The following is a 20,974-nucleotide window of genomic DNA, read 5'->3' on the forward strand; positions in this document are numbered from 1 at the left end:
TCCTGGTTTCAGCGCGTTGCTGGCGGAACGCTACGTGGGCGGGACGGGGCTGGCGACTGCGGTGTCGGATCGACCGGCTGGTTGCCGTCGCCAAAGACTTCCCTGGCAATTGCGCCAATGCCGCCGAGCGAACCGATGAGGGAGCTTGCCTCAAGCGGCATCAATACGACCTTCTGGTTCTTGGCGCTCGCGATATTGCTCAGGGCTTCGGTGTACTTTTGCGCGACGAAGTAATTGAGCGCCTGCACATTGCCGTTGGAGACAGCTTCGGAAACCATGGTCGTGGCTTTCGCCTCGGCCTCGGCAAGGCGCTCGCGTGCCTCCGCCTCGCGCTTGGCCGCTTCCAGCTTGCCTTCTGCTTCGAGAATCTGCGACTGCTTCTGGCCTTCGGCGCGCAGAATCTGCGCGTTGCGGTCGCCTTCCGCTTCCAGAACCTGCGCGCGCTTGTCGCGCTCGGCCTTCATCTGGCGGGCCATTGAAGTCACTATATCTGCCGGTGGATTGATATCCTTGATTTCCACGCGGGTCATCTTGATGCCCCACGGATGGGCGGCCTCGTCGACGACACGCAGCAGGCGGTCATTGATCGCATCGCGGTTGGAAAGAAGCTCGTCGAGGTCCATCGAACCCATGACGGTACGAATGTTCGTCATGGTCAGGTTGAGGATTGCATATTGCAGGTTGGCGACCTGATAGGCCGCCTGAGCCGCATTCAGCACCTGATAGAATGCCACGCCGTCGACGCCGACGATGGCATTGTCGCGGGTGATGACTTCCTGCGTTGGGACATCCAGCACCTGCTCCATCATGTTGAGACGGGCGCCAATGCGGTCGAAAAACGGCACAATCAGATTGAGGCCGGGATTGAGGGTGCGTGTATAGCGGCCGAACCGTTCGACCGTATAATTAAAACCCTGCGGCACGGTCTTGATGCCGGCAAACAGTGTCGCCAGAACCAGCGCGGCCAGAATGAGTAACGTGATATCGAAACCGGTCATTGTTTTTCCTTAAGGCAATAGCGCAGTAGGACAATAAGGCAGTAGGCGGAATCTAGCACAGATCAGAACATACTGCCTTACTGCCCTATTGCCTTACTCTCTTCAATCTATACCCAACCCTGCAACTCGCGACGCACCAGCGTCTCGATGACTTTCATGCCGTCCTCGCCGTCATTGAGACAAGGAATGTGGCTGAAATTCTCGCCGCCATTTTCAAGAAATTCTTCGGCTGCTTCGTTGCCGATCTCGTCCACCGTTTCCAGGCAGTCGGCAACGAACCCCGGATTGAGAACGGCCATCGACTTCACTCCGTGCTTGGCCAATTCCTCCACCGTTTCGTCCGTATAGGGCTGGAGCCATTCTTCAGGTCCGAAACGCGACTGGAAGGTGGAACGAAACTGGCTGTCATCCAGACCCAGCCGTGCCTGCAGCAAGCGTGATGTTTCAAGGCATTGCTGGCGGTAGGGATCGCCCTTGTCCGAGTAGCTTTTCGGAATGCCGTGATAGGAAGCCAGTATCACTTCCGGCTTGAAGGAAAGCGTTTCCAGATGTTTCTCGATGGAACGTGCCAGCGCCTCGATATAGACCGGTTCCGCTTCATAAGATGGCACGATGCGCACTGCTGGCTGGAAGCGCTTCTTCATGAGCGCTTCGAAGAACTTGTCGTTCACCGTCGCGGTGGTCGTCGCCGAATATTGCGGGTAGAGCGGGAACATGACAATCCGCTCGCAACCCTGCTCCAGAAGACGGTCGGTGACGCTTTCAATGGACGGCTGGCCGTAACGCATCGCCCAATCCACCACCACATTGGGGTATTCAGCGAGCGCCCCGGCCAGTTTCTCACCCTGTGCGCGGGTGTAGGTCCGCAAGGGAGATTCGTTCTTCTCACGGTTCCAGATGCGGTCGTAAAGCCTGCCAGACCGTTTCGGGCGGGTGTTGAGAACGATGCCGTAAAGGATCGGGAACCAGATGAGGCGCGGCCATTCGATGACGCGGCGATCCGAGAGAAACTCGGCCAGATAGCGGCGCATCGGGCCATAACTCGTGCCATCCGGCGTGCCGAGATTGACCAGCAGAACACCAACTTTCGGCAGTTTTCCCTGCGCCTCCGGTCTGGTTGTCTGGTTGGGCTTCTCCTGCACTTTGTCCATCTCACTCATCGTCCGACTCCTGTTCAGCCGGAAAACTAGAGAAAAAAAGACAAATTACAATCCTGACAATTGCCGCTGGCGAAATTCTATCGGCGCGGGTGTTGCCCGCGCCGTCAATATTCGAGATTTACGCGAAATATCCGCTGCTTAACCGGCTGCGCGACGCGTGAGGGAGAAGCGCGAGCCCGACGAGGACGTGCAGTTCAGCTGCGTCGGCGAGACGAGGGCGCAGTTTACCTTCGACGAGGTGCCGCGCACGATGGAGCGCATGTCGATTTCGACAAGCTGTGGCGATTGGTAACGATAGTTGCCTTCGGCAAGCTTTTCGTTCGTGTCGGTGGCGCGAGTCTCGAAAATGCCGCCATTGAAGGACGAAACGATGCCGTTGGGATCGACCCAGCTGCCTTCGATGCCAGCCGGCGCGCGGGAGACGACCGGGACATTGCCGCCGACCGGTCCAGTCGTTTCGCACGCTGCCAACGCCAGCGACATGACTGCAAGAGGGGCAATGATGCGGAAGCGTTTCATATCCATGCTCTCCATTAGAGCATTCCGAGCCAGAACCATAGCTTAGCTGGCATCTGAAATGCGTAACCAGATATTTAGAGCGGTATCAACGACACCGTGCTGATGGGACCGCTCGGGATGATTAGTTTGATGTATGGAAACTTGCACGAAAACAAGTCCTCATTGCGAGGAATAGGTGCCGGGCCTGTCGATTTGTTAGCAATGATGCAAGATCGCCGCGCCGGGCAAAGGGTGCGCCGGGTCCTTCTGCTTCGCGATTACGACCCCAAAACGAGCATGACGGATATCGCCAGAATGACGGTTGCGATGACCGACGACGTTGCAAGCATGCGGTGGAGATAGCGACCGGCCGCAATATTGCTCCTGAACGAGGCTTTGGATGCAAGGGATTTCGATATCTGATAAAGAACGAGATAGATGACAATCGAGATCAGTCCGATTGTCCATCCAAGCCGTACCATTGGCTCAGGGTGACCGGGGACGCCCAGAATCCAGGGCAGAACAAGTAGCCCGCAGATCAGAGCCACCAGATCGGGAAACCGGCTTGCAATCAGCCTCGTCATGTTGCGGGCAGAGAAGGACAGACGCATATCCTCATGGAATGGCCCGGTCGAAACCGGGCCGGTTCAATCAACGCACCAAAATATTGCGAAACTGCCATGGGTCCTTGGTATCGAGATCTTCCTTGAACAGGTGGCCGCGACCTTCCAGCGGCGTCCAGTCGGTATAATAGCCCTTCACGGGCCCCAGATATTGCATCTGGACTTCAAGGCAGCGACGGTAATCCATTTCGTCCGTCTCGACGATCCCGCTCTGCGGATTTTCCAGTGCCCAGACCATGCCAGCCAGAACGGCGGAGGAAACCTGCAGGCCGGTTGCGTTCTGATAGGGCGCAAGCTTGCGCGCCTCCTCGACGGTCAGTTGCGAGCCATACCAATAGGCATTCTTGTCGTGGCCATAAAGCAGCACGCCGAGCTCATCGCTGCCATCGAGAATTTCATGCTCCTCCAGAACGTGCTGCACCGGCTGCGCTTTGCCGCCCGCACCGAACATTTCGTCAAGCGCCAGAATGGCGTCGTTGCTGGGGTGATACGCGTAATGGCAGGTCAGGCGGAAGTCGAGCTTGCCCTTCTTGTCGCGCAGCGTGAAAAAATCGGCGATGGAAATTGCTTCATTATGGGTGACGAGCAGGCCATATTGCGCACCGAGCGTCGGGCACCAGGTGCGGATGCGGGTGTTGCCGCCGGGCTGCTCGAGGAAAATCGCGGCCTTGTTGCCCTTCTTCTGCTTGCGGGCGTTCTTGGGCATCCATTTTTCGTGGCTACCCCAGCCAAGTTCCGCCGGTTGCAGGCCTTCGGCAATAAAGCCCTCGACGGACCACGTGTTCCAGAAAGTGTTGAAGGGCTTGGGCTCCTTGGCGCGCTGGGTGTCGCGTTCCGCGATATGGATGCCCTTGACGCCAGCCTTCTTCATCAGTTTCGCCCAGCCGTGACGGTCATCCGCCGCCGGTTCGGTGAAATCGAGCTTCAGATCGGTCGCGAGGTCGACAAGGGCTTTCTTGACGAACCAGGAAACCATGCCCGGATTGGCGCCGCAGCAGGAAACCGCGGTCGTTCCGCCGGGGTTCTTGCGCTTTTCAGCGCGGACTGTTTCGCGCAGCGCGTAATTGGTGCGCGAGGCGTTGTCGGCTTTCTCATCGAAATAAAAGCCGAGCCAGGGTTCCACCACCGTGTCGATATAAAGCGCGCCATGCTCGCGGGCGTAGCGCATCAGATCGAGTGATCCGGTATCGACCGAAAGATTGACGACGAAGGGCTGGCCCTCCGTTCCCTTCAGAAGTGGACCGAGAATCTTCTTGTAATTTTCCTTGGTGATCGCTTCCTTGAGGTAACGGATGCCCTTGTCGTCGAGGATCTTGCGGTTGGCTTCGCTCGGATCGATCACGACCATGCGGGATTTGTCGAATTTGAAATGACGTTCAATCAGCGGCAGGGTACCGCGCCCGATCGACCCGAAGCCGATCATGATGACAGGGCCAGTTATCTCGCCATAGACTTGCCATTTCGCTTTCGCCATTTTCTTCCTCTCAGATGCCGCAGAATTGCGGTCAGGTTATCACCCGCTTTAGCTGATGTGCCGGAACGATAACACAACTTCATAGAAAGAAAGAAACGTCACAAGGCTATGACATCAATACATGTTTAATGGATATTAGGATTTCAGAGGTCGACAAGCTTTGCGCGGATCATGCCGCGCAACGAATTGCCGACAAGAATGTTGCGCGCGTTTTTCAGCGTCTCGACGGTCACGATACCTTCTTCAACCACGTTGTCGTTCAGCAATTCACGTCGCAGCACCCCGTCGAGCAGACCGCATGAAAGCGCGGGCGTCATGCAGGCTGCGCCGCCGATATCGAGAAATATTGAGGTGATCGTGCCTTCACAGACCTCGCCACGATCATTGAGCAGGATGACTTCGTCAATCTCTGCGGGCGAATATTCCTCGCGAGCCGCGATATAGGCCTGCCGCCGGGTCGTCTTGTGGCGCAACAGGGGGTCGTTGTGATTGAGATGCGTGCGGGCTATCGCAACCCGCCAGATCGTCTGGGAGGGCAACGGTTCGTAGGGAGCGCTCGAGACAGTGGCGACACCATCCGGAGCGAGCGTCAGCCGCAGTTTCAAGGCTTGTTCGCCAGCTCCGGCTTCCGCAACCTTCTGCCGAATGGCCTCCATATTGCAGGCAAAGCCGAGTTCACGGGCGGAATTCTCAAGGCGCGCCATGTGCAGATCGAAACGCAGAATGCCGGAGAGCGGTTCCGAGCGCATCGTTTCGATCAGTTGATAAGCGGGTTCAATCGTCACGGCTTGCGCCCCTTGTGGCTCGACAGTGCCGCGAACCGTGCTTTCAGAAGACATTCCTCGTACTCCGCTTGCGCCGTGGAATCGAAGACCACACCGCCCCCGACATTGAAGATCGCACGATTTTCATCCAGAAGCGAGATCGTGCGGATGGCAACGTTGAAACGCATACGTCCGCCCGGCTCGATCCAGCCAAGCGACCCGCAATAGATGTCGCGCGGCCCGGTCTCCAGTATACGCAGGATTTCCATGGCGCTGATCTTCGGCGCGCCGGTGATCGACCCGCACGGGAAGAGGGCGGCAAAAAGCGAGCGCAGCGGCAAGTTCTCTTTCAGACGGGCGCGCACGCGGCTGATCATCTGATGGACGGTGGGATAGGTTTCGACGCGGAAAAGTTCCGGCACGTCGAGCGAGCCTACTTCACTTACGAGCGAAATGTCGTTGCGAAGAAGATCGACGATCATGCGGTTCTCGGCCTGGTTCTTCGGGTCGTTCAACAGGAACTGGCGGTTTTGCTCGTCTTCTTCAGGCGTGGCACCGCGCGGCATGGTGCCCTTCATCGGATGGGTCTCGATCCATCCATCGCCATCGACTTCGAAGAAAAGTTCAGGCGAGCGCGACAGGATGATCGGTCCGCCCAGATCGCAATAGGTCGCGTAGCGAACCGGCTGACGCTTCGCAAGCATGTTGAACAGGATCAGCGGATGGCCGCCCCATTCCGCGTGGACGGGAAAGGTGAGGTTGCCCTGATAGCAATCGCCTTCGCGTAAGTGCTGGTGCAAGCGCTTGAAACGCGGCGCATAGTCATCGAACGACCATTGCGCGACCGGATTGCGCAGGAAGGTGGCCAGTGAGGCGGCGTTGTCTTCGCTGCGACCGTGCATCCGTTCATCGGATGGGCCGTCGAATACGCCGAAGCAGAGAAGCGGCGCCTTGCGTCCTTCGGGCAGGAGCGGCTTGAGCTTGGGTTCGAGAAGATAGCCCGCTTCATAGGAAAGATAGCCCGCAAGCCATCTTCCGGCCTCGTGCGCTTCTTGCATTGCATCCCATGCAGGCTCGAATTCATCCGGCGTGTCGGCACGGATGATCGATGAAGGGGCCGCGAAAAGCACGTCGCGGCCCGCCTTGTCGTCCCGAAAGAGAATGAGCGGTTTGTTACCCGTTCGGGTCACTGTCGCCTCAGTCTTCCATGGCTTCAAGCTCGTCGACAATACCTTCGATCACCGACAGGCCCTTGCTCCAGAAATCGGGATCGCTCGCATTAAGGCCGAATGGCGCCAGCAATTCCTTGTGGTGTTTGGTGCCGCCAGCCTTCAGCATGTCGAAGTACTTCTGCTGGAAGCCCTTTTCCGAGTTCTGGTAGACCGCATAAAGCGAGTTCACCAGGCAGTCACCGAAAGCATAGGCATAGACATAGAACGGCGAGTGGATGAAATGCGGGATATAGGTCCAGAAGGTCTCGTAGCCCGGATTGAGATTGACGGCATCGCCAAGGCTTTCGCGCTGCACATCCATCCAGATTTCGCCGATGCGCTCAGCCGTCAGCTCGCCTTCGCGCCGCTCGGTGTGGACGCGACGTTCGAACTGGTAGAAGGCGATCTGGCGCACGACCGTGTTGATCATGTCTTCGGCCTTCTGGGCCAGCATGGCCTTGCGTTCACGCTTGTCCTTTGTGCGCTCCAGAAGCGAGCGGAAAGTCAGCATTTCGCCGAACACGGATGCGGTTTCAGCGAGCGTCAGCGGCGTTGAAGCCATCAGAGCACCCTGGCTGCCCGCCAGAACCTGATGCACGCCGTGGCCCAATTCGTGCGCCAGCGTCATCACATCGCGCGGCTTGCCCATATAGTTGAGCAGCACATAGGGATGCGCCGACGGAACCGTCGGGTGCGCGAATGCGCCCGGAGCCTTGCCGGGGCGGACCGGCGCATCGATCCAGTTCTTGTCGAAGAACTTCTTCGCGATCTCGGCCATTTCCGGCGCGAAGTTGCCATAGGCGGAAAGCACCGTTTCGCGTGCATCGTCCCACGGGATCAGGGCCTGCGGCGTTTCCGGCAATGGTGCGTTGCGATCCCAGTTCTCAAGCTTTTCAAGGCCGAGCCATTTGGCTTTCAGGGCGTAATAGCGGTGCGAAAGGCGCGGATAGGCGTCTTCCACCGCCTTTGCCAGCGCATCCACAACGTCGCGCTCCACGCGGTTGGCAAGGTGGCGGCTGTCGGCGATGTCCTGAAAACCGCGCCAGCGATCGGAGATTTCCTTGTCCTTGGCTAGCGTGTTGGTGATCAGCGTGAAAGTGCGAAGATTGGCTGCGAAAGTCTTTGCCAGCGCTTCCGATGCCTTCCTGCGCACAGCGCCATCGGCGTCCTGAAGCATGTTCAGGGTCGGCTCGATGCTGAGTTCCTTGCCGTCGATTTCAAAGCGAAGTCCCGACATGGTTTCATCGAATAGCCGGTTCCAGGCGCTATAGCCGGTGATCGATTTTTCATGGAAGAGCTGCTCCAGCTTGTCGTCGAGCTGGTAAGGCTTGTCCAGGCGCAGATCGGTCAGCCATGGGCGGTAATGCCCGATTGCCGCATTGTCGTTCATAGCCTTTTCCAGAACGGCATCATCGATGCGGTTCAGTTCGAGGCCGAAGAAAATGAGATGCGTGCTGGCGTCGGTCAGCTTTTGCTGCGTGTCGCCGAAAAGCTTCATGCGCTTCGGGTCTGTGGTGTCGCCGTAATAATAGAGGCCGGCGAAAGAGCCGATACGGCCCATCAGCTCATCCAGAGCCTCGAATTCCCTGATCGCATCGGCAAAGTTGCCGCCATTTGGCTTGGCCGCTTCGTCTCCGAGCTTGCCTTTCCAGCGCTCCTCGAAGGCCGCTGCATCCTTCATGGCTTTTTCGATATCGTTTTTCAGTTCCGGGCTGTCGGCAGACGGATAAAGATCGCCCAGATTCCATTCCGGAAGGTTGCCGAGATCAGCCTTTTCGGCCGCAGCCGCATCGCCGGCAGGCCCATGCGAAGCTTTGTTGAAGAAAACGGATTCTGAAAAACGGGTCATGAACATTCTCCAAGAGCATTTCCAGAAAAAGTGCGAAGCGGCTTTTCGTAGGATAATGCATACAAACAAAGAGAGAGCGCGGCTCCACGATCCGGCGCTGACCGGAGCCGCTCTGTCAGGCTCCTTCTCGCACGTCTTGTCAGGATCGCCAAGAGGTGGGAAAAGGGCTTCGATCATTTGTGATGGCCCTCCGATCAGGCCGCTCGACAGGCAGATGGTTGAAGAAGAGAGTGGATTCAGGATACAAATTTTGTGAAATGGGACACCGAGGCACATTTTAGTACCTTGCATTCGCTGAAGGCTTGGCACCAAATAACGCGCCTAGAAATATGAGACATTTAAACTGTTTAAGTATTTCGGGCGCGGGAACTCCATAGGTAATGATAACGGTTAATGGCCACGCGCATTCTCATAGCGGATGACGATCCGATCCAACGACGCAATCTGGAAGCGGTAGTCATGCGCATGGGCTATCGGACCATCCTGGCGGATGGCGGGGCCAGCGCACTCAGCTTCGTCAGCCAGCGCAAGGACATTGTGCTGATGCTGCTCGATCTTTCCATGCCCGATATGGATGGCCTGACCGTTTTGCGGCGCATGCGTGAAGCCGGAAACAGCGTGCCGGTGATCGTTCTCGTCCAGAACGATGATCTCCAGCCGGTTCTCCAGGCCATGAAAATGGGCGCGGTCGACTTCGTGACCAAGCCGATCGCCTTTGAGCGCGTTCAGGTTTCCGTTTCCAATGTGTTGAAGATCGATGCGCTGACGCAGGAAATCCGCCGCGCGCGTTCCTCTCTGAAGGCTCATCTGACGCTTTCCGACATGGCGATCAAGAGCCCGGAAATGGAGCGTGTCGGCATTCTGGCGCGTCGGGCTTCGGCGCTGGATGCGCCGCTTCTGATCGAGGGAGAGCCTGGCAGCGGCAAGGAGACGCTGGCGCGCGCCATTTGCAGCGGCAGTGTCCGCTGGCGCGGCCCTTTCGTGACCGTCGATTGCCGCACCCTGACGGTGGATAATGCCGACGAGGTTTTTTTCGGCGTTTCGACAGCACGGCGCGACCGTCGCGATGGCGATGCCCTGCGCAGCCTCGGAAAGCTTGCGGAAGCCGATGGCGGCACGCTTTTCCTTGACGAAGTCGGCGCGCTGCCCCGCCACACGCAGATCAAGCTTTTTGCCGCAATGCAATCGGGCCAGTTCGAAAGCGGCGGCGAGCGCACGCTTTCCAATGCACGCATCATGGCGTCGAACAGCCGTCCGCTGGCCGATCTCGTCGATATGGGACGTTTTCATGCCGGGCTCTACCATCTGCTCGGCTCCTTTGCGGTAGCCATGCCGCCCCTGCGCAATCGTCCGGAAGATATTCCGATCCTGCTGCATCAGTTCATGATGCGCTTTGTCAGCGAAGAGCGGATGGGACATATCACCGGCATCACCACCCACGCGCTGGAAAAGCTGAAGGCCTATCATTGGCCCGGCAATGTGCGGGAACTGAAAAATGCCGTTTACCGTGCGGTGATCCTCTGCGACACTGGCGAGCTGACAGCGGGTGATTTCGCGCAGATCGGTGCGGGCAGCGAGGCCATGAGGCCTGCACAGCACTCCGCCCGGTTCAACCTTGTCGATCAGGATCCAGGCGTGACTTCGGCCGGTCTGTTCAGTGGAATAGACGGAGCGGGCGAGGTTCGCACGCTTGCCGCAGCCGAGGAGGAAATGATCCGGTTCGCCATCGCTCATTATGACGGACAAATCAGTGAAGTGGCCCGGCGTCTGGGTATCGGAAGAACCACGCTTTACCGGAAGCTGAAGGAATATGGCATCGATGTGGCGTCGATTTCCGGCAAGGGATCAGGCGCCGAGGAAGAGGCCGGTATCACCCCTTTCAACCGCGTTGCGGGCTGATTGATCCGGCCTAACATATTGAATTTCAGTCATTTATAATAGACATACTGTCGGTCCTCGCAGGTACTGTTGCGAATTAAAGACTGTTAATAATTTTTTAACCATGGCGAAAATAGATGCACGTGTGTGGCTTTTTTGCCATGGTGTTTCCTCATTTGTTGTTCACTAAGCGTCCATTAACCATTAAATCCGACAATCGGAGTTCAAGCGGAACTGGGACGCAGGCTTTTTGTGGCACCACAAAGAAAGCCCCGAGGGAAGCCTGGAGAATGCCTCTGGGGGCGGAAAACGGTAAGGCGATACGATTCGATGAACAGCATATCGACCATTAAAGCGCGCTTTGCGAAGGTTTGGACCGGAATAAAGGCCACGATGAAGGTATCTGTGTCCGCTCCGTCTGCCCTTGCCGTCGCTGCGGTTGTCCTGGCGCTGTCTCCTTCGCAGGCTTCGGCTGAAACCCGCTCTCTCAAGCTTTATTACGTTCATACCGGTGAAAAGGCCGAAATCGTCTTCAAGAGAAATGGTCGCTTCGATGCGCAGGGCTTGAAGAAGCTGAATGTTTTCCTGCGGGACTGGCGCCGTAACGAGCCGACCAAGATGGACCCGCGCCTGTTCGACCTGATCTGGCAGGTTTATCGCTCCACCGGTTCGAGCCAGTATATCACCGTCGTCTCCGCTTATCGTTCGCCGGCAACCAACGCCATGCTGCGTTCGCGTTCCGCCAACACCGGCGTTGCCAAGAAGAGCCAGCACATGCTGGGCCGCGCGATGGACTTCTACATTCCCGGCGTTCCCTTGGCCAAGCTGCGCGGCATCGGCATGCGCTACCAGATCGGCGGCGTCGGCTATTATCCGCGCTCCGGTTCGCCCTTCGTCCATATGGATGTCGGCAATGTCCGCTCCTGGCCGCGCATGAGCCGCCGCGAACTGCTCGCGCTGTTCCCGGATGGCAAAACCGCTCACCTTCCCGCCGATGGCAAGCCATTGCCCGGTTATGAGCAGGCACTGGCCATGATCGAAAGGCGCAAGGCTGGTGGCGGCGAGGTCATGGTGGCCAGCAATACATCCCCACGCCGCAGCAAGAGCCTGTTCGGTGCGCTGTTTGGTGGTGGTGCCGACGAAGAAGAGGAAAGCGGCGGTGAGGTGAGTGCTCCACCGGCGTCCGCACGTCCTGCCCGCGCAGTGCCTGCGCGTCAAGCTCCGGCGGTTCCGGAAGAACCGGTCCAGCAGCCGCGTGAAACGATGATTGCCGCCTTGCCCGCCCGTGAGGCTCCGGTGCCGATGCAGGCGCCGCGTCCCGAAGCCGGGCTCGATGCCCAGGCGCAGGCCGCAGCCGAAGTTCCGGTGGCCGCGCTCAATGTTCCGATACCGGCTCGCAAGCCGGCAATGGCGCCGCAGGATGCCGTGGCGCTTGCCGCAGCCGAACCGGCCGCCGATGCTGCTGCCGCGGCCCGCGCCGCCGTGGATGCGAACACGGTTCAGGTTGCCGATGCCGGTACGCCTTCGCCGCTGATGAACGGTTTTGTGCCGGTGCCGTCGGCCCGTCCGCAGCTTGAGACGGATAATATGCAGCTCGCCGCCGCAGTGATCCCGTCAGCACGTCCGATGCGCCCGGGCGAAAAACCTGCCGCAAGCGGCCAGGATGCGATTGCCGCACTGGTCAACAGCGAGCAGAACGAACCGACACAGGTCGCCGATGCTGGCACTGTGGCAGTGCCGCAGCCGGGCGAAACGGCAGCTTTCCCGCTGCCGAAGGAAGCGCCGCGCGCCAATACGCAGCTTGCCCTGCTTTCCAAGAAGGATGAGATCGGTGAGCTGATCGCACCGCCTTCCGACGATTATTATGACAGCAAGCCGGTTGTAGACGCCGCACCGAAGCAGGCGCCGGCAGCTGTGCAGACGGCTTCTGTGGCCCGCACCGCGTCAGCCAAGGCGACTGCTACGGCTTCCGCCGCTGTCCAGAAGAAGGTCGCAGCGATTGGCAAGGCTGCCGAGACGGGCGTTCGCGCCACAGCAAAGGGCGGACGCTACATCGCCAAGGCCCAATCCACGCCGCGTGCGGTGGTTCAGCCTGCCGTAATGCCGACTTCGGAAGTTGCCCTGTCGGCGGAATCCGTTTCCAGCGCCGTGCCCGTGACAAACCCGGTCCTCCGCAACGATGCGCTGCGGTCCGCACCGGCCATGGTCTACACGGCAGGTTTCCAGCGCGGCAATCTGCCGACCGAACGCGCCAACCAGTTCAGCGGCAACGCCGTTACCTTCCTGACGGTGGCCAAGTTCACGGAAACCAACTGATCGTCGGTCAGATCGAAACAAAGCAAAAGAAAAGGGGCCCCGAAGGCCCCTTTTTATTTTCCCGTTTGGGCTCGCTCAGCCTTTCAGGCCAGCCGCTTCGCTCGCAAGCCGGGTAATCGCATCCCAGTCACCTGCCTCGACAAGTTCCTTCGGTGCAACCCACGAGCCGCCGACGCAGACAACGTTCGGCAGTGACAGGTAGTTTTTTGCATTGGCGAGGCTGATGCCGCCGGTTGGGCAGAAGACCGTTCCAGCGAGCGGCGAGGACAACGCCTTCAGGAACGATGCGCCGCCAGCCTGTTCAGCCGGGAAGAATTTCAGATGGGTGTAGCCTTCTTCGCGCAGCGCCAGCATCTCGCTCGGCGTGATGGCTGCGGGCAGCAACGGCACGTCGCTGTCATTGGCGGCTGCAACGATATATTTGGTCGCGCCGGGGCTGACGATGAAGCGCGAACCCGCCTTTGCCGCATCCTCATATTGCTTGGCGTTGAGGATAGTGCCAGCGCCGACGATTGCTTCCGGCACTTCCGACGCCACTGCACGGATGGCGTCAAGCGCCGCAGCGGTGCGCAAGGTGATCTCGATAGCGGGCAACCCGCCCTTGGCAAGCGCGCGTGCCAGCGGAACAGCATGTTCTACCCTGTCGATCAACAAAACCGGAATGACCGGCTGGCCTGTCATGATGGGAACGAGAAGATCGGTTTTCTGGGACATCGGCTTGCTCGGCTGTTTGAGTGGATAAATCGATTTAAATCCCTGTCGGCGGTTTGTCCACCACCGAAAGTTCCTGGTTCATGCGGCTCTTTTAAGCGTGTCGAGCTGTTTTTGCCAGCGCTGATAGGCTTCGGCCATCCGCTTATCATATTCGTTACGGGCAAAGGCAGGGCCATTATAGCGGCGGGCGAATTCGCGCCAGTTGCGGGCTTTCAACACTTCAAGAAGCTCCGCCTTTTCGATAAAGCGCAGCATCAGCCGCGCTTGCCCGGCAACCGACCCGCGTGCCTCTGCCACAAGATCGTCAACGGTCGCATAGCCAAGCCATTCCCAATGTGCGCCCATGACCTGTCCCAGCCCCCAGGAGGTGGATTCAAGCGCTGCCTTCTTGTTCAGGCCCATCGCCCGTTCAAGCAGAAGCCAGCGTTCGCCCTGCGATTTGGGATTGCGTATCCGGCCTGCAACGGGCGCCGACAGGCCGTTGCTCCTTGCGTAATCGCGCAAGCGTCCGGAAAGCCTGCGGTCGAAATAATGACCCTCGAACCGGATGGTGGGTTCCTTGCCGCCATTGACGTTGTGAAGCGCCCGACCGCCGCTTTCCACTTCCGCGATCGCCAGCAAGGCCGCCGGTTCGATTTTCGCCTCCTTCGCCATCATTGTCAGGGCTGCAATCGTCTGGCTGTCGAACATTTATTGCTCCTCGAAAAGTTGATCTGAGAGGCCGATTTTGGGGCGACTTCGACACATGAGGATAAAGTTGACTTGAATTCGCCGGTTGCGGGGATTAGTTGCGAGGTGAATTTTCAAAGAAGACAGAACCGATGAGCAATTTGCCTTTCACCGTTGCCGCCCTTTATTGCTTTGCGCCGCTGCCGCAATATGAGAGCCTGCGCGAGCCGCTGGCTCAGCTTTGCTGCTCGAATGGCATCAAGGGAACGCTGCTTCTGGCGGCGGAAGGCATCAACGGGACGGTTGCGGGCACAGCCCAGGCGATTGAAAAGCTCGTGCAGCACATCACGGCCATTCCCGGCCTGGCAGAGCCCGAACTCAAATACTCCCATGCCAGCGAAATGCCGTTCCATCGCATGAAGGTGCGCTTGAAGCGCGAGATCGTCACCATGGGCGTCGAGGGCATCGACCCGTTGAAAAGCGTGGGCACCTATGTCGCGCCGCAGGACTGGAACGCCCTCATCGCGGATGAAGACACTGTCGTGGTCGATACGCGAAACGACTACGAATATGCCATCGGCACATTCGAAGGGGCGATCGATCCGCAGACCAAGACTTTTCGCGAGTTTCCCGAATGGGTCGAGCAGAACCGCGACAAGCTCGAAGGCAAGAAGATTGCCATGTTCTGCACCGGCGGCATTCGCTGCGAAAAGGCGACAGCCTTCGTCAAGGGGCTGGGCTTTGAGGATGTCTTCCATCTCAAGGGCGGTATCCTGAAATATCTTGAAGAAGTCCCGCGTGAAGAAAGCATGTGGAATGGCGAGTGCTTCGTGTTCGATGAGCGCGTGGCCGTAGGCCACGGCCTCGCTGAAAGCGACGTCGAGCTCTGCCGCGCCTGCCGTCGCCCGATTTCGCCGGAAGACAAGCTTTCGCAGTTTTTCGAGGAAGGCGTTTCCTGCGCCGGCTGCTATGACGAGCGGACGCCGGAAGATCGCGCCCGTTATGCGGAGCGCCAGAAGCAGGTAAAGCTTGCTGAGAAGCGCGGGGCGCACAAACATATCGGTAGCTGACGCCGCACGCTCTTCATAGGGCTGGTCAAACGGGTTTCACCGCATTATGGTGGCTCTGGTTCCGGAACGATCTGAATTCGTTACGGAATTTTGGGCGGCTTTTGCATGGACGCCCGTGCATCAAGGGTTTGACGGCATCCGGGTCGCGTTTGCCTCCATCACACCCATCATCGCAAGTCAGGGCATGGAAATTTCTCATGTCCCAACAGAAACAGCGCCGGTTCTCCGGCGGATGATGGTTTGCCTGCTGTTGCAGGTGATATGGAGGATATTCATGAAGAAACTGATCGCCGCATTTCTCATCACTGTTGCTGCTGGTGCCGCTTCGGTTGCTCATGCTGCCGAAAAGGTGACCGTTTTCGCGGCTGCCAGCATGAAAGACGTTATCGAGGAAGCCGCCAGGCAGATGAAGGCCCGGGACGGCACCGAAGTGGTCGCGTCCTTTGCTTCTTCGTCGGTTCTGGCCAAGCAGATCGAGCAGGGCGCTCCGGCGCAGATTTTCATCTCCGCCGATCTCGATTGGATGGATTATGTCGAAAAGGCTGGTGCCATCGACAACGCTTCGCGCAAGGTGATCGCAGGCAATGCGCTGGTGATCGCAACGCAGAAGGACACGCCGAAGGGCGAGGCCAAGGAGCTTTTGGGCGGCGGTCGTTTCGCCATGGGCGACCCCTCGAATGTCCCGGCGGGCAAATACGGCAAGGCAGCGCTGGAAAAGCTCGATATCTGGAAGGATGTCGAAAAGAACGCGGTCTTCGGCGAGAATGTGCGCGTTGCGCTGCAATATGTCAGCCGTGGCGAAGTCGGGGCGGCCATCGTCTATGCATCGGACCGTGCGGCGGCACGCGGACTGGTCGAAGCCTATCGGTTCCCGGCTGACAGTCATGCGCCGATCCTCTACCCTGCGGCGCTTGTAGCGAAAAACGAAACCGACGCCGCCAGGGCTTTCCTCGCTTTCCTTGAAAGCGATGCCGGTCAGGCGATCATCAAGGACAAGGGGTTCGTAGGCGCGTCGGAGGCTGCTGAATAAATGATCGCCAAAAATGATTGAGAGTAACGTCTGGCAGATTGTGTCTCTGTCCCTCCGGGTTGCCGGAATAGCCATCATTGTCGCTCTGCCGGTTGCCTTTGTGGTCGCGTGGATTCTTGCCCGGTTCAACTTTCCGGGCAAGTCTCTGGCGCAGGCCATCGTCACCATGCCGCTGGTTCTGCCCCCGGTGGTGACGGGCTATCTGCTTTTGATCCTGTTTGGCGCGCGGGGTGCGCTTGGTGCTCCCTTGCAGGAATGGTTCGGCCTTTCCTTTTCCTTTCGCTGGACGGGTGCCGCCCTTGCCGCCGGTGTGATGGCGTTTCCGCTGCTTGTCCGCCCGATCAGGCTTTCGATAGAAGGGCTTGACCGCGGGCTGGAGGAAGCTGCCCGCACGCTTGGCGCCAGCCGTTTCACCGCCTTTTTCACCGTCATTCTGCCGCCGCTTCTGCCCGGGGTGCTGGCAGGCGCCGTGCTTGGCTTTGCCAAGGCGCTGGGTGAGTTTGGCGCCACGATCACTTTCGTATCCAACATTCCGGGCGAGACGCAGACCCTTTCGCTTGCCATCTATGCCCTGATGCAGACTCCGTCCGGCGACGCGGAAGCATTCCGCCTGATTGCGATATCTGCTGCCATTTCAGTGGTTGCCGTGGTGCTGTCCGAATGGCTGCAGCGCAGGCTTGCGGGAGCAACGAAATGAGCGGGCTAGCTGTTTCGATTAATGGCCGCAACGGCAAGTTCATTGTGGAAGCCGATTTCGCAGCCGATTGGGGCGTGACCGCATTGTTCGGCCATTCCGGTGCGGGCAAGACGACGCTTCTGAAAATGATTGCCGGAACGCTTCGCCCCGAAAGCGGGCGTATCGCTGTTGGCGACTTCACGCTGTTCGATGTCGAAAGCGGCATAAACCTGCCGCCGGAAAAGCGCCGCATCGGCTATGTGTTTCAGGAGGCACGGCTTTTTCCGCATATGAGCGTCAAGCGCAACCTGACTTACGCGCGCTGGGCAGGCCGCAGGCAGGCGACGCGCAGCTTTGACGAAGTGGTGGCGCTGCTTGGCATCGGCCATCTCCTTGACAGGCGGCCATCGACGCTTTCGGGCGGCGAACGCCAGCGTGTCGCCATCGGTCGCGCGCTTCTGTCCGATCCCGCGCTCCTGCTGCTGGACGAGCCGCTTTCCTCGCTCGACCACGCGCGACGACAGGAAATCCTCCCTTTTATCGAACGTCTTCGTGATGAAAGCCATGTGCCGATCGTCTATGTAAGCCATGAGATCGATGAGGTGGCGCGGCTTGCCGACCAGATCGTGCTCCTGTCCGCTGGCCGGGTGACGGCAAGCGGTGCGGCGGCAGATGTCTTTCCGCTGATCGACGCCGAGGGCGAGGGCGGCGGCGTGCTGCTGGAAGGGACGGTTTCGTCCTATGACGAGCATTACAAGCTGGCGGAGATCGATCTTGGCGGCGCATCGTTTCAGCTCAGCGATGCGGGGCTGAAACAGGATATGCATGTGCGGCTGCGCGTGCGTGCGCGCGATGTTTCCATTGCCCGCAAGGCGCCGGAAGCGATCAGCATCCGCAACGTGCTGCCGGTGAGGGTCACGGCCATCACGATGGATGGCGGTCCCAACGCCTATGTCACGCTCGACTTCCGGGGGCGTCATCTGGTTGCGCGGCTGACGCGACGCTCGGTCGACGAACTGGCATTGCGCGCCGGTGATGAAGTGGTGGCGCTGGTGAAAGCAGTTTCGGTTGATCGCGCGGCCATTCGGGAAAAATGACACGGACACAATAATCCGGTTTTCGTCCCGCTTCTTTTATGCTCCTGTCCGGTCGAATGGGAGAATTGGCATGACTGATTTGCAGAACTGGACGCCGCGTCCACAGCCGGAACGCAAAGTGCTTGAAGGCCGCTATGTGCGGCTGGAACCGCTGAACCCCGGGAAGCATGGTGACGAACTGTTTGCCGCTTCCTCGGTGGAGGATGCGGACCGGCGCTTTACCTGGCTGTTCGAGTTTCCGCCTGCAACGCGCGAAGAATTCGAGCCTTGGCTGGAAAAAGCGTCCAAAAGCGACGATCCGCTGTTTTTCGCCGTCATCGACAAGGCGAGCGGCAAGGTGGCGGGGCGACAGGCGCTGATGCGCATAGATCCCGTCCATGGCGTCATCGAGATAGGCAGTATCTATTGGGGGCCGCAGATTTCGCGCACACCCGCCGCCACGGAAGCGCAGTTCCTGTTCATGCAGTATATTTTCGATGAGCTTGGCTATCGCCGCTACGAATGGAAGTGCCACAATGAAAATGGGCCTTCCAAACGTGCCGCCGAGCGTTTCGGGTTTCAGTTCGAGGGTGTATTCCGCCAGCATATGGTGGCCAAGGGCCGAAACCGCGATACGGCATGGTTTTCCATTCTCGACAGCGAATGGCCTGCCTTGAAGAAAGCCTATCAGGCATGGCTTGCACCCGAAAACTTTGATAGTGACGGCCAGCAGAAGAAGAAGCTGGAGGAGTTTCGTGACCGTGGCTGAGCGCAAGAAGAGCAATCCGGCAATTGCCGCCGCCGTCATCCTGATCGGCTTCGGGGTGCTTGCCTATTTCGTACCCAGCATCATGCTGGCGCTGGGCGAGCGCTCACAAATCGCGGCGATCATCTTCCCGATTGTCTTCGTTCTGGGCTTCTTCGCAATTTTCTGGCTGCGCTCGAAGCGGCAAAATAAAGATTAGAGCGCATCCCGAAAAGTGTGAAACGGTTTTCGGAAAAGATGCGCGTCAAAAACAAAGAGATAGAGCGCCGATCTGATTCACTCAGATCGAAACGCGCTCTAACTCACCAGCGAAGCGCTCAACAACAGCGCACCGGTCAGGGCGATGAACAGGGCGGCGGCCACCTCGATTGCCGCCTTCAGCCGACCCGACATGGCCTTGCTGCCCGCAAAGCGCAGCGCCGTGTTCTTGGCGGTGACGGCCAGCGTGGCAAGAACAGCCACCGTGATGAACGTGCCGAAGGCCATCGCGAAGACCGAAAGCAGACCGCCAACCATCAAGCCATTCAAAAGCGCAAATGTCAGCACGATCAGCGCGCCCGAGCATGGGCGCAGGCCCACCGAAAAAATCGCCGACCATGCCGTTTTCCAGTTGAAATCGTCGCCGAGCGCCGAAGGATCGGCAATATGGGCATTGCCGCATGCGGCGCACACGTCCCCGTCGCCGATGAAGATATGATCCGATGCAGCAGTGGTTGCGGGCTTGTAATTGAGCTTGACCGCGCTGCCGGTCGCAGCCGCGCGTGTGGCTTGCGAAATCGTGCCCTGCCATGCCGGGCCGGAAGCCATTGCCGGCTCGGGCGCGGCGGCAAAGAGCGATGCGGTCGGGCCAGGGCCTGCATCCTCGCGCTTCCTGAAAAGCAGCGGCAGCTTGCGCGCCAGCAGCCACAGGCCAAAAAACAGCACAAGCGCAAAACTGGCGATCTCCATGTAGCGCGCTGTCTGGTTCATCGAGATGCCGGTGCCGCGCAGCAGGAACCATGCGAGGCCGACGACGGCAATCGCCATGAGTGCCTGCAAAAGCGACGAAATGAACGAAAGGAAGATACCGCGCCGCAGCGCCGTTTCATTGGCGATCATATAGGACGAGATCACCGCCTTGCCGTGGCCCGGCCCTGCCGCATGAAAAATGCCATAAACGAAGGAAAGTCCAACGAGAACCGAAGCCTGCCATGGGTCTTCGCGCATGGCTTTCAGAGCGTTGGTCATGGCGAGATAGAAAGAGCGCTGCTGTTCGTTCATCCAGAGGATGACATGCGCGAAAGGCCCGGTCGGCTTCATCGCCACCTCATTCGCGCCGATACCGAGCGAGGACTGCGCATAGGCTTGCGCAACGATCATCGTAAGGCAGAGGGCCAGAACGAAGGCTGCCGCTTTTCTCATCAGCCAGTCTTTCCTTTCGGTTCGCAGTCTATCTCGAGACGGGTTGCAAATATCTTCGACATGTCCGTGCCTGTCGGATCGTTGAAAAAGGCATCGGTCAGTGTCGCCTGGTTCTGGGCAAGCGCCTCGTCCGGATCAGGACGAACAACCTTGGATGTGCAGCCTGCGGGCAGGCCCTTCACGACCAGGTCGCTGTCATTCATGTAATCGATGGCGGTATAGAAGGTCGGGTCATAGACGCCGAAGCTGATCTTGTGACCCGCGGCAAGCTTCAATGGTTTGTCGGGCTTGCTGGTGAAGATGATGAGCAGGCGATTGTCCGTGAAATCGGCGGCAAGATCGGTCGGCCTTGCCATTTTCACATCCTTGCCATTGTCCAGAACGGTCTGGAAATATTTGAATTCGGCAATGGAGCCATTGATGACATGGCCAAGGTCGATCAACTCCTGTTTGTCGAGCTTGAGATCGCCATTCTTGTCGAATTCCATGAGGACGGTGGAGGAAAAAACGTCGTCAAAGCGCCAGACATGCGCAAGCTGCTGCACCGTGCCGTCGGGCGATACGGAGAGTTCCAGCCGCGCCTCGGCGAAGACATGCGGGTGGGCAAGTGCAACCGTGGGCAAACAGCCCCCCAGCAACGCGATTGCTGCAGGCCGGATGAAACCGCGCTTGAACAAGGATGAAACCACCATCGAAAAATCCATTAGAACACGCTTATGCCCGAAGGCGGCGAAAGTGCGACGTCTCTGGAAAATCCAGAGCATGTTTCCCGAAAGTTTGACCCGGTTCGGGAGAAGGCAG

Annotated in this window: 20 protein-coding genes; 8 read left to right on the forward strand and 12 right to left on the reverse strand. The window is 58.7% G+C overall.

The features are described 5' to 3' along the window. Positions 1-8 precede the first annotated feature (8 nt). From JNC63_RS12545 to JNC63_RS12580, 8 genes are all read right to left on the reverse strand, one after another. A complete protein-coding gene (locus JNC63_RS12545; protein ID WP_374846377.1) occupies positions 9-998 on the reverse strand; it encodes an SPFH domain-containing protein in 990 nt (329 codons plus the stop codon). A gap of 107 nt (positions 999-1,105) precedes the next feature. Then, the gene (gene hemH / locus JNC63_RS12550) at positions 1,106-2,158 is read right to left on the reverse strand and encodes a ferrochelatase (protein ID WP_031346101.1); all 1,053 of its coding nucleotides are present in this window, start codon (positions 2,156-2,158) and stop codon (positions 1,106-1,108) included. A gap of 138 nt (positions 2,159-2,296) precedes the next feature. Beyond that, positions 2,297-2,677: an outer membrane lipoprotein Omp10 gene (gene omp10, locus JNC63_RS12555; RefSeq protein WP_006473350.1), complete on the reverse strand. Its 381-nt coding sequence runs from the start codon at positions 2,675-2,677 to the stop codon at positions 2,297-2,299. Positions 2,678-2,934: 257 nt separating this feature from the next. After that, positions 2,935-3,267: a hypothetical protein gene (locus JNC63_RS12560; RefSeq protein WP_021585316.1), complete on the reverse strand. Its 333-nt coding sequence runs from the start codon at positions 3,265-3,267 to the stop codon at positions 2,935-2,937. A 40-nt stretch (positions 3,268-3,307) separates the two neighbouring features. Continuing rightward, entirely contained in the window at positions 3,308-4,753 is a 1,446-nt protein-coding gene (locus JNC63_RS12565; protein ID WP_021585315.1) for a homospermidine synthase, read from the reverse strand. 143 nt (positions 4,754-4,896) lie between these two features. Beyond that, positions 4,897-5,592, reverse strand: a complete 696-nt coding sequence (locus JNC63_RS12570; protein WP_036592432.1) for an aminotransferase class IV family protein — start codon at positions 5,590-5,592, stop codon at positions 4,897-4,899. After that, on the reverse strand, positions 5,535-6,707 hold the full coding sequence (locus JNC63_RS12575; protein ID WP_063621271.1) for an aminodeoxychorismate synthase component I: 1,173 nt from the start codon (positions 6,705-6,707) through the stop codon (positions 5,535-5,537). The genes JNC63_RS12570 and JNC63_RS12575 overlap by 58 nt, the downstream gene beginning before the upstream one ends. A 7-nt stretch (positions 6,708-6,714) precedes the next feature. Then, positions 6,715-8,577, reverse strand: coding sequence for a M3 family oligoendopeptidase (locus JNC63_RS12580; RefSeq protein WP_021585312.1), 1,863 nt, complete (start codon positions 8,575-8,577; stop codon positions 6,715-6,717). 393 nt (positions 8,578-8,970) lie between these two features. Here JNC63_RS12580 and JNC63_RS12585 point away from each other — a divergent pair, with 393 nt between their 5' ends. Both JNC63_RS12585 and JNC63_RS12590 read left to right on the forward strand, forming a co-directional pair. Further along, positions 8,971-10,476: a sigma-54-dependent transcriptional regulator gene (locus JNC63_RS12585; protein WP_021585310.1), complete on the forward strand. Its 1,506-nt coding sequence runs from the start codon at positions 8,971-8,973 to the stop codon at positions 10,474-10,476. Positions 10,477-10,785: 309 nt separating this feature from the next. Beyond that, complete coding sequence (locus JNC63_RS12590; RefSeq protein ID WP_021585309.1) at positions 10,786-12,771, forward strand: peptidoglycan L,D-endopeptidase MepK; 1,986 nt, start codon at positions 10,786-10,788, stop codon at positions 12,769-12,771. A gap of 75 nt (positions 12,772-12,846) precedes the next feature. Here the strand turns inward: JNC63_RS12590 and JNC63_RS12595 are convergent, their stop codons facing one another. Further along, positions 12,847-13,485: a 2-dehydro-3-deoxy-phosphogluconate aldolase gene (locus JNC63_RS12595; protein WP_025091773.1), complete on the reverse strand. Its 639-nt coding sequence runs from the start codon at positions 13,483-13,485 to the stop codon at positions 12,847-12,849. 78 nt (positions 13,486-13,563) lie between these two features. Beyond that, positions 13,564-14,175, reverse strand: a complete 612-nt coding sequence (locus JNC63_RS12600) for an N-acetylmuramidase family protein (protein ID WP_021585307.1) — start codon at positions 14,173-14,175, stop codon at positions 13,564-13,566. Between the two features lie 131 nt (positions 14,176-14,306). Here JNC63_RS12600 and trhO point away from each other — a divergent pair, with 131 nt between their 5' ends. The 6 genes from trhO to JNC63_RS12630 all read left to right on the forward strand — a co-directional run bounded on the left by trhO (position 14,307) and on the right by JNC63_RS12630 (position 18,971). Beyond that, positions 14,307-15,224, forward strand: a complete 918-nt coding sequence (trhO, locus tag JNC63_RS12605) for an oxygen-dependent tRNA uridine(34) hydroxylase TrhO (RefSeq protein ID WP_021585306.1) — start codon at positions 14,307-14,309, stop codon at positions 15,222-15,224. A 274-nt stretch (positions 15,225-15,498) separates the two neighbouring features. Continuing rightward, on the forward strand, positions 15,499-16,254 hold the full coding sequence (modA, locus tag JNC63_RS12610; protein WP_031346098.1) for a molybdate ABC transporter substrate-binding protein: 756 nt from the start codon (positions 15,499-15,501) through the stop codon (positions 16,252-16,254). 13 nt (positions 16,255-16,267) lie between these two features. Then, positions 16,268-16,951, forward strand: a complete 684-nt coding sequence (gene modB / locus JNC63_RS12615; RefSeq protein ID WP_006469458.1) for a molybdate ABC transporter permease subunit — start codon at positions 16,268-16,270, stop codon at positions 16,949-16,951. After that, positions 16,948-18,027: a molybdenum ABC transporter ATP-binding protein gene (modC, locus tag JNC63_RS12620; RefSeq protein ID WP_021585304.1), complete on the forward strand. Its 1,080-nt coding sequence runs from the start codon at positions 16,948-16,950 to the stop codon at positions 18,025-18,027. Before modB ends, modC begins: the two co-directional genes overlap by 4 nt. 70 nt (positions 18,028-18,097) lie before the next feature. Then, complete coding sequence (locus tag JNC63_RS12625) at positions 18,098-18,775, forward strand: GNAT family N-acetyltransferase (protein WP_021585303.1); 678 nt, start codon at positions 18,098-18,100, stop codon at positions 18,773-18,775. Continuing rightward, complete coding sequence (locus tag JNC63_RS12630; RefSeq protein WP_006469453.1) at positions 18,762-18,971, forward strand: hypothetical protein; 210 nt, start codon at positions 18,762-18,764, stop codon at positions 18,969-18,971. The genes JNC63_RS12625 and JNC63_RS12630 overlap by 14 nt, the downstream gene beginning before the upstream one ends. 98 nt (positions 18,972-19,069) lie before the next feature. Here JNC63_RS12630 and JNC63_RS12635 read toward each other — a convergent pair whose 3' ends face one another. Together JNC63_RS12635 and JNC63_RS12640 are read right to left on the reverse strand one after the other, a co-directional pair. After that, positions 19,070-20,173 carry a nickel/cobalt transporter gene (locus JNC63_RS12635; protein ID WP_021585302.1) on the reverse strand — a complete coding sequence of 368 codons (1,104 nt, stop codon included), beginning with the start codon at positions 20,171-20,173 and terminating at the stop codon, positions 19,070-19,072. Beyond that, positions 20,173-20,877, reverse strand: coding sequence for a DUF1007 family protein (locus JNC63_RS12640; RefSeq protein WP_031346097.1), 705 nt, complete (start codon positions 20,875-20,877; stop codon positions 20,173-20,175). Before JNC63_RS12640 ends, JNC63_RS12635 begins: the two co-directional genes overlap by 1 nt. Positions 20,878-20,974: the final 97 nt, after the last annotated feature.

Origin of the sequence: Brucella ciceri (assembly GCF_041930145.1) — a bacterium.
In the GTDB taxonomy this organism is placed as follows: Bacteria; Pseudomonadota; Alphaproteobacteria; order Rhizobiales; family Rhizobiaceae; genus Brucella; species Brucella intermedia.

Coding starts and splice junctions, on each gene's coding strand:
- omp10 (WP_006473350.1), bottom strand. CDS start 2,677: ATGAAACGCTTCCGCATCATTGCCCCTCTTGCAGTCATGTCGCTGGCG.
- JNC63_RS12545 (WP_374846377.1), bottom strand. CDS start 998: ATGACCGGTTTCGATATCACGTTACTCATTCTGGCCGCGCTGGTTCTG.
- JNC63_RS12565 (WP_021585315.1), bottom strand. CDS start 4,753: ATGGCGAAAGCGAAATGGCAAGTCTATGGCGAGATAACTGGCCCTGTC.
- JNC63_RS12570 (WP_036592432.1), bottom strand. CDS start 5,592: ATGTCTTCTGAAAGCACGGTTCGCGGCACTGTCGAGCCACAAGGGGCG.
- JNC63_RS12640 (WP_031346097.1), bottom strand. CDS start 20,877: ATGGATTTTTCGATGGTGGTTTCATCCTTGTTCAAGCGCGGTTTCATC.
- hemH (WP_031346101.1), bottom strand. CDS start 2,158: ATGAGTGAGATGGACAAAGTGCAGGAGAAGCCCAACCAGACAACCAGA.
- JNC63_RS12560 (WP_021585316.1), bottom strand. CDS start 3,267: ATGCGTCTGTCCTTCTCTGCCCGCAACATGACGAGGCTGATTGCAAGC.
- JNC63_RS12635 (WP_021585302.1), bottom strand. CDS start 20,173: ATGAGAAAAGCGGCAGCCTTCGTTCTGGCCCTCTGCCTTACGATGATC.
- JNC63_RS12595 (WP_025091773.1), bottom strand. CDS start 13,485: ATGTCCCAGAAAACCGATCTTCTCGTTCCCATCATGACAGGCCAGCCG.
- modA (WP_031346098.1), top strand. CDS start 15,499: ATGAAGAAACTGATCGCCGCATTTCTCATCACTGTTGCTGCTGGTGCC.
- JNC63_RS12580 (WP_021585312.1), bottom strand. CDS start 8,577: ATGACCCGTTTTTCAGAATCCGTTTTCTTCAACAAAGCTTCGCATGGG.
- JNC63_RS12590 (WP_021585309.1), top strand. CDS start 10,786: ATGAACAGCATATCGACCATTAAAGCGCGCTTTGCGAAGGTTTGGACC.
- JNC63_RS12585 (WP_021585310.1), top strand. CDS start 8,971: ATGGCCACGCGCATTCTCATAGCGGATGACGATCCGATCCAACGACGC.
- JNC63_RS12600 (WP_021585307.1), bottom strand. CDS start 14,175: ATGTTCGACAGCCAGACGATTGCAGCCCTGACAATGATGGCGAAGGAG.
- trhO (WP_021585306.1), top strand. CDS start 14,307: ATGAGCAATTTGCCTTTCACCGTTGCCGCCCTTTATTGCTTTGCGCCG.
- modC (WP_021585304.1), top strand. CDS start 16,948: ATGAGCGGGCTAGCTGTTTCGATTAATGGCCGCAACGGCAAGTTCATT.
- JNC63_RS12625 (WP_021585303.1), top strand. CDS start 18,098: ATGACTGATTTGCAGAACTGGACGCCGCGTCCACAGCCGGAACGCAAA.
- modB (WP_006469458.1), top strand. CDS start 16,268: ATGATTGAGAGTAACGTCTGGCAGATTGTGTCTCTGTCCCTCCGGGTT.